The following is an 11,426-nucleotide window of genomic DNA, read 5'->3' as shown; positions in this document are numbered from 1 at the left end:
CTGCCTCTGGGCAAACCCTGGCAGGACTCCCCCATGCTGCACTCGCACCTGACTACGCTCAACGCCGTCTCCCTGGTACTCGACACCTTCAGGGCCGAGGGCGTGAGCCGCGACGTGCTGCTGGCCGGCAGCGGTATCTGCGGCGCCGACCTGAACCGCGCCGACACGCGCATCACCACCAACCAGGAGATGCGCGTATGTGCCAATGCCGTGGCCCTGCGCCGCGATATCGGCCTGGAGTTGGGCCGGCGCATGCACGTGTCCTCCTACGGCATGCTCGGCTACGCGCTGCTGACCAGTGCCACCTTCGGTGACGCTTTGCGCCTGGCCCTGCGCTATCCGGCGCTGTTGGGAACACTTTTCGAGCTGAGCCTGGAAGACGACGGCCAGCGCATCTGGTTCACCGCCGACGGGTATCGGGAAAACCCGGCGCTGGCCACCTTCAATGTCGAGTTCTGCCTGGTGTCGTTGAAGGTCATCTGTGACGATCTGCTGGGCCATGCCCTGCCGTTGCTCGGTGCACGTTTCGAACACCGCGCCCCCGACTACCGCGCACGCTATGCCGAGCACTTCGATTGCCCTCTTGCCTTTGCCGCCAGCGCCAATGCCTTCGCTTTCGACCGGCACTGGCTCGATCAGCCGTTGCCGCTGGCCGACCCCATCACCCACCGCGCCATGGCCGAGCGCTGCCGCAAACAGAACACCGAATTCACCGGGCGCCAGGCCTGGCTCGGCCGGGTACGCCAATTGCTGGCCGCCCAACTGAACGCCGCCCCCGGCATCGATGGCCTGGCCGGGCAGATGAACTGTTCGCCGCGCACCTTGCGCCGGCATCTGCATGACCTGGGTTGCAGCTATCAGGAACTGCTGGACGAGTTACGCTTCGAGCGGGCCAAGCAGTTGCTGGGCGAGGACCAACTGCCGATCTATCGCATCGCCGAGCAGTTGGGCTTCAGTGAAACCGCAAGTTTCAGGCACGCCTTCGTACGCTGGAGCGGCGTGGCACCGAGTCAGTTCCGCGCTTGAGTCGCGTGCCCCCACATGGGGCGAATAACGGACACAGGCTTTGGCCATATTTATCCCCTTTTGGCCGCTCCTGCCGTTCTCCAAACCTGCCCACGCCGCAACACTGCAAGGCATCCCAAGCAGCCTGCGGAGAACAACAACAATGCTGACGATCTATTCGGACGATCATCATCTGCACCACGGCCGTTGTGAATTGATGGACGGGCAATTGATGCCCTGCTTCGAAATGCCCGCCCGCGCCGACCATGTGCTGCAGCGGGTCAAGGACCGCCAGCTCGGCCCGGTGCAAGCGCCGCAGGACTTTGGCCTGGCCCCCTTGCAACGCATCCACAGCCGCGAGTACCTGGATTTTTTCAAAGGTGCCTGGGCCCGTTGGGTCGAGTTCGGCCAGGACGGCGACCTGCTGCCCTATACCTGGCCCGCCCGCACCCTGCGCGCCGTCTTGCCCACCAGCCTGCACGGCCAGTTGGGTTACTACAGCTTCGACGGCGGCGCGCCGATTACCGCCGGCACCTGGCAGGCAGCCTACAGTGCGGCGCAGGTGGCGCTGACTGCGCAACAGGCGATCCAGCAAGGCGCCCACAGTGCCTTCGCGCTGTGCCGACCACCGGGACACCACGCCGCCGGCGACTTGATGGGCGGTTATTGCTACCTCAATAACGCCGCCATCGCCGCCCAGGCATTTCTCGATCAGGGCCACAGGAAGGTTGCGATCCTCGATGTGGATTACCACCACGGTAACGGCACCCAATCGATTTTCTACGAGCGTAGCGATGTGCTGTTCACCTCGATCCACGGGCACCCGGAAGCCGAGTTTCCGTTTTTCCTCGGCTATGCCGATGAGCTGGGCGACGGGGCCGGAGAGGGTTTCAACTTCAACTATCCGTTGCCGGCCGGTTCGGGCTGGGACACCTGGTGCGCCGCACTGGAACAGGCTTGCCAGGCGATTGAGGGCTACGGCGCCGACGTCATTGTGGTGTCCCTGGGCGTCGATACGTTCAAGGACGACCCCATCTCGCAGTTCAAGCTCGACAGCCCCGACTACCTGGCCATGGGCAAGCGTATCGCCCGCCTGGGCAAGCCGACGCTGTTCGTGATGGAAGGCGGCTACGCGGTAGAAGAAATCGGCATCAATGCCGTCAACGTGCTCGAAGGTTTTGAGGGGACTGCCTGATGAATATGCTCAAGTCGCTTGTGCTCTGCGCCGCCGTATTAAGCACCGCCGCCCACGCTGAAGAAAAAACCCTGCGGGTCTACAACTGGTTCGACTACATCACCCCCAAGGCCCTGGACGACTTCAAGGCTCAAAACCCGTCGATCAAGTTGGTCTACGACATCTTCGACACCAACGAAGCCCTGGAAGCCAAGCTGCTCACCGGCAATTCCGGCTATGACGTGGTGGTGCCATCCAATGTGTTCCTGGCCAAACAGATCGAGGCCGGTGTGTTCCAGGCCCTGGACCGCAGCCAGTTGCCGAACTGGAACCACCTCGATCCCAAGTTGATGAAGCTGATCGAGGCCAACGACCCGGGCAACAAATTCGCCGTGCCCTACATGTACGGCACCATCCTGATCGGCTTCAACCCCGACAAGGTCAAGGCCGCACTCGGCGCCAATGCACCGGTGGACAGCTGGGACCTGATCTTCAAGGAGGAGAACATCAGCAAGCTCAAGCAATGCGGCGTGGCGCTGCTGGATTCACCCTCGGAGATCCTGCCCCTGGCCTTGCAGCACCTGGGCCTGGACCCCAACAGCAACAACCCCAAGGACTATGAAAAAGCCGAAGCCTTGCTGCTGAAAATCCGCCCGTACATCACCTACTTCCACTCCTCCAAGTACATGGCCGATATTGCCAACGGCGACATCTGCGTCGCCGTCGGCTACTCCGGCAGCTTCTCCCAGGCCGCCAATCGCGCCAAGGAGGCCAGGAACGGCGTGATCGTCGACATGCGCCTGCCCAAGGAGGGCGCGCCGATCTGGTTCGACATGCTCGCCATTCCCAAGGGCGCGAAGAATCCCCAGGACGCCTACACCTTCATCAACTACCTGCTGCAACCGCACGTCATTGCGCCGATCAGCGATTTTGTCGGCTACCCCAACCCGAACAAAGACGCTACCGGGCAGGTGGACCCGGCGATCCGCAACAACCCCAACCTGTACCCCACCGAAGCCGCGATGGCCACGCTCTATACCTTGAAACCCCTGGGACGCGACGCCGAACGCGCCAGGACCCGCGCCTGGTCCAGGATCAAGTCCGGGACCTGAGCAAACGTGACCGGGAAGTGCTTCCCGGCCACGATGACTTATCTACCGACCGCCCGGCCGCAGCGCCAATTACCTTGCAGCTCTTCATGCCGACCCAGGCCAAGGAGCTGCAGATGCCCAACGATTCACCCCCTAGCAACAATCGCCCGCCCAGCAGCTATGAGCTGCTGACGCAACTGAGCGTCGGCCCGTCGATCCGCGACGTCGCCGCCAACCTGTTGCGTTCGTCCCTCATGGAGCAATACCCGACACTCGCTATCGACCCTGACCTGGCCATGGTCATCACGCCGCGCTGGCGCATCGTTGGCGATGTCATCCAATCCGCACCCGCCATCGCGCAATCGCTGACCTCGGTGCTGGCCAACCAGGCCCTGGCGCCCGAGCCGGTGATCTATATCGACGGCGAACACTTCCTCACCCTGGAGCCCGAGGCCAAGCCCGCCGTGCACCTGCCGGTGCAGATCGATGCCATTGCGCGGCTGATCAATGAGCTGGCGGCGCTGATCTTTACCGCCTTCCAGGAGCAGCAACTTGATTACTGGAACGCTTCCAACGGCCTGGCGGGCCCACGCTGGCAAACGCTCTCCCATTCCCTGCGCAAAGTCTGGAACGTCACCGCGCAGGACGGCTGGGATGAACACGATTGCGCCATGGCCAGGACGTTGTTCCACTTTCCGGACCGGGCCAAGCGTCGGAACTTCGACACATTCCAGACACACGCTTACCTGATCGATATAGATGGCCTTAAAAACAACCGCTCCACTCACGTCGGCCTGTCGGATATCGCGGTGCTGATCGGGGTACATGAGCAACGCCAGCGGGTCCTGACGTATTCGCTGATCAACGGCTACGAGAAATTCGAGTCACTGCAAAAGCTCGGCGAAGCCTTGCCCGCGGCACTGACTCAAGCTGATGGGGAGGTAACCGTGCAATGGCGATTGTACGAACCCGCCGGGGATTTTTTCGACAGCCTGGCGTGCAACCTGATCGCCCTGCAATTGCAGGCCATCGGGTCAATTGGCTCCGCCGACCTTGAAGCCCCCGCCACGGCTGCCGTCACTGGCCAGGCCGTCGCGCGCATCCTGCCGGTGATTGAAGACTTGAGCGATCACTCATTGTCGAGCATCCACCAGATCCACGAGCAACTTCCCGACTGGCTTGCCAATGCCTCGGACCTGGACGTATCGACCTACAGCCGTTACGTGATCGAACTGGCCGAACTGCATACCCACAACCACGGCCAGTCTTTCCAGGACGGTATCCCGCCGATCCGCGACTACGCCCGGCAGCAACTGCAAAACCGGATCAAGGCCCATGCAAATGGCGCGAGCCTGAACCTGGACAAGATAGAGATCAGCATCGAAAGCCCGGTGGTCTGGGGCACCTTCGTGCTGCCCGGAACCAGTGACATCACCCGGCGCAGCCTGATCGACCTGGCCCTGGAAAACCTCACCGGGCTGCCCACCGGTACGCCCAGCGTGCACTACAACGGCGGCGAGGGGCCGCAATGGCTGACGTACAGCTACCTCAAGGACGTGATCGAAACCCTCGACATCGGTGAGCGTTACCCGACGCTGATCAAACACACCCTGCTCGACGACCCCGTTCAATCGAGGCTTCGGCAAACTCTCTACACCTCGCACTTGCGGGTGCAAATGCCACTGCTGGCCTTGCAGTGGAAAATCCAGGGCCTGCACGGGATCGATGATCGCGGTTATCGCTATATCGCTGCCGCGGTGCAGGCACACGCCCATGAACGGCAGGTCGAGGGGCAAGAGATCGTTATCCGGCGCCTGGCGTTCATTCCCACCCTGCGCACCAGCCAGGCGCAGGACGGGGTGGCGAATATGTTTGTGATCGGCCCCCGCGACCACACCCAAGGCCCTTGCCTGTTGTACCGCCCACTGCTGGAGCCGGTGCTGATCCAGTACCCGTCACGGCAAAACCTGTTGTATGCCATCAAGCATCACCGCACCCTGCGCGACTCGGTGTTGGCCTGGCTGGCCGAAGATGTGCGCTTCAACTACGAGCAGTATGTCTTCCCTGCCGCATTACCTTCGCCGTGGACCGTGGTGCGCGGGTTGGTGGAGCCGCACGTGGTGGTGCAAATGAGCGGCCCCCTGGCCTTGAGCGATGAGGTGGTGGGCAACGACAGCCTGGCGATGCTGTTCAGGGACAACGCCAACGCGATGGTTGAATTGGCGACGCGGCAATCGGTGTCTAACGCCCAGAAACGCTGGGCAAGCTATCGAGAAGCCGGCTGGCTGATTTTCAGCGCGGCCTTGCCATTCATGGGCCGCACCGTGGGCATCGCGGCCTGGATCTGGCAAATCATGGACGACCTGCAGGCGACCGCCCAGGCGGAGCCGGAGCCTGACGGGCAGGTGTCCTGGACAGCCCAGGTGGATCTGCTGCTCAACCTGGGCATGGCCCTGGTGCTGCACGTCGCCCTGCGCCATCCGCCGCTGCGAAAGACGCCCAAGGCCACGCTGCCGAAACATGAAGCCACCCCGACCCAGGCGCCTGAAACCAGACTGCCGCCGGAGCACCGGATCCCCGTGATGCGCCGCCCCGACTTGCCCGACGCCGAACCGCCCGCTCGCCATCAAGGCCCGCTGTACAACAGCGGCGCACTCCAACGTTCTCCGACAAGCCTGGGGGCCACACTGGACCGCCTCAAAGTGGCCAGGCCCGACGGGCTGGGGGAAGCCGTCAAGGAAACAGGGCCGCACCTGCATCTCTATGCGCTTGCCGATAAATGGTACGCGCCGGTGGGCGCACGCTGGTTCGAGGTGGCGGTGGATGAGCACGACAATGTCATGATCGTCGATCCGGGCCGCCCCACTCACGTCGGCCCGCTGCTGGTGAGCAACCTGGCCGGGCAATGGTTTGTCGACACTCGCCTGCGCCTGCGCGGTGCCGGTTTCAGGAATCGCCGGCAATCGGCTCGCGGCAAGGTACCTTCGCGGATCACCGACCTCCGGCAGAAACTCAACCAATTCGATGCTGACGAACGGCGCGGGCAAGCTGAAGTCGCCCAGGCCCACGCCGCGATAGACCCGGTGCCCGGGCCCTCCTCCGATCGCCAGCGCCAGGCGTTCCTCGACAAGGTCGACAGCCGCCTGGCCGACTATGACGTGCCCATTCGCCAGTTACGTTCGCTGAATGTCATCGATTCGGTACCCAACTACCAGAGTTCGATGATCGACTACCTGAACAAACAACTGCTGCTGACCCGCTCGGCCATCGCGGAACGCTTGCCGGTCTTTCGCGACAAGTTGCTGGTGTCGGTGGAAGACATGGAAGCCGTCACCGCCCTGGACATCAAGCAGCGTAACGAGATCGCACAGACGATGGCGAAGCTGAACCTGGATATGATCAACCGTATGGAGTATGCGCAATCGCGTTATCGCCAATTGGAAAGCCTGGGCATAGAGGGTGCCAAGGTCATCCAGACCAGCGTGCAGGCCCTGCCCGACTTCAAGCTGCACGACCTCAAGGCCATGCAACTCACCCTCAGCCGCTACCTGTGTATTGGCGAAGGCAGCGGGGAGGCCTTCACCGACGCCCGTGCGCAACTCAATGACATCGTGGATACCGCCGATCTCACGGTGCAGACGTGGATCGAGGCCCTGGTGGAAACCAGCATCAGCGACCTGCACGAGCGTATTGAAGTGCTCAACAGCCTCGTCGACCAGTTCGCGATTGTCGACCAACGCCTGCTGGACCTGCACGCCGAACACCCGGAACAGGTGCAGCGAGACCCCCTGGAGAACCTGCGCCAACGCATCGATGAATTCAACCAACAGGCGGTGCATGAGCTGGCGCTGTTGATCAGGCAACGAAAAGCCCTGGAGCCCAAGCCTGGCCCATCAAAAGCCCCCTCGACACCCAAGCGCAAAGTCATCAAGACACGCTTCAACGGGGTGGTGGTGGGCGAGCCCCGTGAAGCCGAAAGCGGCCTGGTGGACGTCAAGGCCCCGGTGACGGGCAAGCTCATCGCGACCTTCCACGAAAAAACCCCTGGGGTCTGGGTTGAACGCCAGAGCACACCCTCAAGCCCCCGAGAGCCCCAGGTGATCGACCTGGGCACCAGCATCGACACCGCCCAGAGCCTGCTGAATGAAGAGCCCGCCGCCACCCTGCGCACCCTGGACCACGCGAAGAAAGCCGGGCGTATTCCGGTGGAAATCGAAGAGATGTTCCACCAGTACGCCGCACGCCTGGAACACGCAATGGCCACGATCGAAGAGGCGCTGACCCGGCTCAACCTCACGGAAAGCGACCGCCCGCCCGCCGCCGCCCTCAACCGTCGCCTCAATGACGCCGCACAACGGCTATACGAACTGGGCACAAGCACTCGCATCAGCATGACCAAACAACAACCACCCACGGCGGCACGGGTGGAGTGGCTGCACAGCCAAGGCCTGGTGAAAATCGCCAAAGTGGTCACGCGGCGGCGGCTCAAGGGCCCCGGCAAAAACTACCTGGACGAATACGAGGTGCGTGACCACCAGACCCATGCGGTGCTCTGGTATGCGCACTTTCACTATGAGTCTCCCCAGGCGGCGCTGGAGCACTACACCGCCGGCCACCTCAAGACCCGCGACCAGCAGAAGCTGGGGGGCGCTGTGCACCGCACGGGCTTGAGCGACCGTGACCAGATCGCGATTTATCGCAGTGAAATCAGCCCGACCCTGGCCCGTTCGTTGTTTTTCCAGGCCTGACCGTCAATCGTGCTGCCAGGCCCTGCGCAACGTTGCCAGGGCCTCGGCAACGGCCGCCTCGGGTACGGCGGCAAACCCCAGCACCAGGCCGGCACGCTGGTCTACCGCAGTGGTGGAGTGCGCCAGCCAGTAACTGCTTAAACCATTGACTTCGACGCCCACGGCACGGGCCTGCTCAAGCAGCTGTTGCTCGCGGGCCAGGCTGTCCACGCGCACGGTCATGTGCAGCCCTGCGGCGATAACGGGCAACTCGCCCACCCCCGGCAGACCGCGCGGCCACCCGGCGAGCAAGGCATTGCGCCGGCTCAATGCCGCGCGCCGCATCCGGCGGATATGCCGCTGGAAGTGTCCGGCCGCCATAAACTCGGCCATCACCGCCTGGGTACTGACTTCCGAGTGGCGCATATCAACCGCACGGCGCCGTGAGAAGGCATCGACCAGGCCTGGCGGCAACACCAGATAGCCCAGGCGCAAGGCCGGGAATGCGACCTTGCCGAAGGTGCCGACGTACAGCACGCGGCCGCTGCGGTCGAGCGCGGCCAGGGGCGCCAGGGGTGCGCCGCTGTAGCGGTATTCGCCGTCATAGTCGTCCTCCACGATCCAACCGCCGGTGCGCTCGGCCCAGGCCAGCAACTCCAGGCGCCGCGCCAGGCTCATCACCACGCCCAGCGGGTATTGGTGGGAGGGAGTGACATACGTCAGGCGGCAATCTTCCAGGCGATTGAGGGTTTGGCAGTCGATTCCGTCAGTGTCCACCGGCACGCCATGCAGGTTCGCACCGGCCAGGGCGAAGGCGTGGCCGGCTGCACGGTAGCCCGGGTTTTCCACCGCCACCCCGTCACCGGGCTCTATCAGCAGCTGTGCACAAAGGCTGATTGCCTGTTGTGCGCCACAGGTGATCACTATTTGCTCAGCCGTGCACTGCATGCCCCGTGAGCTGCGCAGGTAGGCGGCGATCAAACCGCGCAGCCGACCATCACCCGCCGGGTCGCCATAACACAGCTGCTCAAGGTCCGGCTTGCGCCAGAACGCCCCGTTCAGCTTGGCCCAGACCTCAAACGGAAACAGATCGAACGCCGGTACGCCCACACGAAACGCCCGTGGCGGTCCCGAGGGAGGCTGGGACAGATGGTTGTTTTTCACCCGTGCCAGGCCCGCACTGTGGATAACTTCGTTGTCGAGGCTTTCCGGCAAATCTGCCCATTTTGTGGATAAGGCTGGGGATAAGCTTGTTGATAACCCTGTGGACACTTTTGTGGATAATTTTTTCGCGCTCGGCAGTTGGGCCACATAGGTGCCATCGCCGACACGGCCTTCGATAAATCCTTCGGCGTACAGCTGATCGTAGGCGCGCACTACGCTGTTGCGAGAAATCGCCAAGGCCGCCGCCAGGTCACGACTGGCGGGCAAGCGCGTGCCACTGATCAAGCGTCCGTCCAGCACGCGCTGGCGCAGAGCTTCATACAATTGGCGGGTGAGGCCCTGGCGGCGATCCAGCTCAATTCCGGCAGGGTTGAATGACAGGGGCGGCGATGAGGGCGACATATTGGACCTATGAAATTGGCCTTAGATGGCTCTTACAACAGACCATTAGCCTGCCTAGGATGGAGGTATTCGCCAAGGAAAATATTCATGTACACACCTCGCGCCTTTGCCCTTGAAGACTTGCCCGAACTCCAGCAACTGATCCAGCACACGCGCCTGGCGCAGCTGGTGACCTTTGGCGAACAAGGCCTTCAGGCCAGCCACTTGCCGCTGCTGCTCAACCCCGACGAAGGCCCCAATGGCACGCTGTACGGGCACCTGGCCAAGGCCAATCCGCAGTGGCGCGAACTGCAAAACGGCAGCGAAGCCCTGGTGATCTTTGCCGGCGCCGAGGCCTACATCAGTCCGGCGTTTTACCCGGCCAAGGCTGAGCACGGCAAAGTGGTGCCCACCTGGAATTACATCGCGGTGCATGCCTATGGCAAGGCCGAGGTGTTTACCGATGCCGAGCGCCTGCTCGGCGTGGTCAGCGCCCTCACTGACCGCCACGAGGGCAATCGCGCCCAGCCCTGGAAAGTCAGCGACGCCCCGGCCGACTACATTGACGGCATGCTGAAGGCCATCGTCGGCTTCAGCCTGCCGATCGAGCGTCTGATCGGCAAACGCAAGCTCAGCCAGAACCGCAGCGCGGCCGACATCGCCGGTGTGCGCGACGGCCTGGCCGCCAGCGCCGATATACGCGACCAGACCCTCGCGCGCTTTGTTCCCCAAGGAGTTTCAGAATGAGCCAGATCGACATCCGCCAGGTCACCGCGGCCGACCACGCCGCCTGGCTGCCGCTGTGGCAGGCGTACTTGACGTTCTACAACACCGAACTGCCGGACGCCGTCAGCCACAGCACCTGGCAGCGCCTGATCGATGCCCATGAGCCGACCCACTCCGCGCTGGCCTGGCAGGATGGCAAGGCGGTGGGCATGGTCAACTTCATCTACCATCGCTCCAACTGGAGCATCGAAAACTCCTGCTACCTGCAGGACCTGCTGGTGGACCCGGCCCAGCGCGGCACCGGTGTCGGCCGTAAACTGATCGAGTTCGTCTACGCCACTGCCAAGGCCGACGGCTGTTGCAAGGTGCACTGGCTGACCCACGAGACCAATGCCACCGCGATCCAGCTCTACGAGCGCATCGCCGAACGCCCTGGCTTCATTCAATTTCGCAAAGGTCTTTAAGGAGCGCAGCATGTCCACTTCCCTCGCCGACTGGAAAGGCGTCCCGGCGCCTACCGCGCAACTGCTCGAAGGGCGCTTTATCCGCCTGGAAAAACTCGACCCGGCCCGCCACGCCGACCAGCTGTGGCAAGCCCTCGAAGGCCCCGGCGCCGACCCCAAGTTATGGGATTACCTGCCTTACGGCCCGTTTGCCGAACGCGCCGCGTTTGATGCGTGGTTGAACAACCATGCGGCGAACAGCGACCCGTATTTCTTCAGCGTGGTCGACCGTGCGTCCGGCCAGGTGCAGGGCATCCTCAGCCTGATGTCCATCGTCCCGGCCCAGGGCCGTATCGAAATCGGGCATGTCACCTTCGGCGCGCCGATGCAGCGCTCACCCAAAAGCACCGAGGCGGTGTATCTCTTGGCCAAATACGCGTTCGAACAGGGCTACCGCCGCCTGGAGTGGAAGTGCAACAACGGCAACGCCCGCTCCAAATATGCGGCGGAGCGGTTGGGGTTCAGCTTTGAAGGGGTGTTCCGCCAGCATATGGTGGTGAAGGGGCAGAACCGCGATACGGCGTGGTATTCGATTTTGGATTCGGAATGGCCGACGGTGGGCGCGGGGTTTGAGGCGTGGTTGTCGGAGGCGAACCAGGCAGGTTCCGGGCAGTTGAAGGGCCTGGCGGAGTGTCGCCGCCAGGCGCTTTAAGGC

Annotated in this window: 8 protein-coding genes; 7 read left to right on the top strand and 1 reads right to left on the bottom strand. The window is 63.0% G+C overall.

The annotated features are described in order from the left end of the window. Positions 1-33: 33 nt before the first annotated feature. The 4 genes from AC07OP_RS09965 (at position 34) to AC07OP_RS09950 (ending at position 8,018) form a co-directional block, all read left to right on the top strand. The gene (locus AC07OP_RS09965) at positions 34-1,026 is read left to right on the top strand and encodes an AraC family transcriptional regulator (protein WP_495100797.1); all 993 of its coding nucleotides are present in this window, start codon (positions 34-36) and stop codon (positions 1,024-1,026) included. A 142-nt stretch (positions 1,027-1,168) separates the two neighbouring features. Next, the gene (locus AC07OP_RS09960; protein ID WP_495100796.1) at positions 1,169-2,200 is read left to right on the top strand and encodes a histone deacetylase family protein; all 1,032 of its coding nucleotides are present in this window, start codon (positions 1,169-1,171) and stop codon (positions 2,198-2,200) included. Beyond that, a complete protein-coding gene (locus AC07OP_RS09955; RefSeq protein ID WP_495100795.1) occupies positions 2,200-3,291 on the top strand; it encodes a polyamine ABC transporter substrate-binding protein in 1,092 nt (363 codons plus the stop codon). The genes AC07OP_RS09960 and AC07OP_RS09955 overlap by 1 nt, the downstream gene beginning before the upstream one ends. Before the next feature lie 113 nt (positions 3,292-3,404). Beyond that, complete coding sequence (locus AC07OP_RS09950) at positions 3,405-8,018, top strand: dermonecrotic toxin domain-containing protein (protein ID WP_495100794.1); 4,614 nt, start codon at positions 3,405-3,407, stop codon at positions 8,016-8,018. Positions 8,019-8,021: 3 nt separating this feature from the next. Here AC07OP_RS09950 and pdxR read toward each other — a convergent pair whose 3' ends face one another. Further along, positions 8,022-9,563, bottom strand: coding sequence for a MocR-like pyridoxine biosynthesis transcription factor PdxR (gene pdxR, locus AC07OP_RS09945; protein ID WP_495100793.1), 1,542 nt, complete (start codon positions 9,561-9,563; stop codon positions 8,022-8,024). 87 nt (positions 9,564-9,650) lie between these two features. Here pdxR and AC07OP_RS09940 point away from each other — a divergent pair, with 87 nt between their 5' ends. From AC07OP_RS09940 to AC07OP_RS09930, 3 genes are read left to right on the top strand one after another with little or no spacing between them, the layout of a single operon-like run. Then, positions 9,651-10,289 (top strand): FMN-binding negative transcriptional regulator, encoded by a 639-nt coding sequence (locus AC07OP_RS09940; RefSeq protein WP_495100792.1) that lies wholly within the window; start codon positions 9,651-9,653, stop codon positions 10,287-10,289. Continuing rightward, positions 10,286-10,732: a GNAT family N-acetyltransferase gene (locus AC07OP_RS09935; RefSeq protein ID WP_495100791.1), complete on the top strand. Its 447-nt coding sequence runs from the start codon at positions 10,286-10,288 to the stop codon at positions 10,730-10,732. The genes AC07OP_RS09940 and AC07OP_RS09935 overlap by 4 nt, the downstream gene beginning before the upstream one ends. Positions 10,733-10,742: 10 nt before the next feature. Beyond that, positions 10,743-11,423 (top strand): GNAT family N-acetyltransferase, encoded by a 681-nt coding sequence (locus AC07OP_RS09930; protein WP_115485436.1) that lies wholly within the window; start codon positions 10,743-10,745, stop codon positions 11,421-11,423. The last annotated feature ends 3 nt before the right edge of the window (positions 11,424-11,426 follow it).

It is taken from the genome of Pseudomonas sp. GW821-FHT09D08, from assembly GCF_059416305.1.
The sequence above is the reverse complement of the archived record's forward strand: the minus strand, read 5'-3'. Positions and strand labels throughout refer to the sequence as shown.

What these genes read in the sequence shown, in the direction of transcription:
- AC07OP_RS09965 (WP_495100797.1), top strand. Translation starts at nt 34, where the DNA reads ATGCTGCACTCGCACCTGACTACGCTCAACGCCGTCTCCCTGGTACTC.
- AC07OP_RS09960 (WP_495100796.1), top strand. Translation starts at nt 1,169, where the DNA reads ATGCTGACGATCTATTCGGACGATCATCATCTGCACCACGGCCGTTGT.
- AC07OP_RS09955 (WP_495100795.1), top strand. Translation starts at nt 2,200, where the DNA reads ATGAATATGCTCAAGTCGCTTGTGCTCTGCGCCGCCGTATTAAGCACC.
- AC07OP_RS09950 (WP_495100794.1), top strand. Translation starts at nt 3,405, where the DNA reads ATGCCCAACGATTCACCCCCTAGCAACAATCGCCCGCCCAGCAGCTAT.
- pdxR (WP_495100793.1), bottom strand. Translation starts at nt 9,563, where the DNA reads ATGTCGCCCTCATCGCCGCCCCTGTCATTCAACCCTGCCGGAATTGAG.
- AC07OP_RS09940 (WP_495100792.1), top strand. Translation starts at nt 9,651, where the DNA reads ATGTACACACCTCGCGCCTTTGCCCTTGAAGACTTGCCCGAACTCCAG.
- AC07OP_RS09935 (WP_495100791.1), top strand. Translation starts at nt 10,286, where the DNA reads ATGAGCCAGATCGACATCCGCCAGGTCACCGCGGCCGACCACGCCGCC.
- AC07OP_RS09930 (WP_115485436.1), top strand. Translation starts at nt 10,743, where the DNA reads ATGTCCACTTCCCTCGCCGACTGGAAAGGCGTCCCGGCGCCTACCGCG.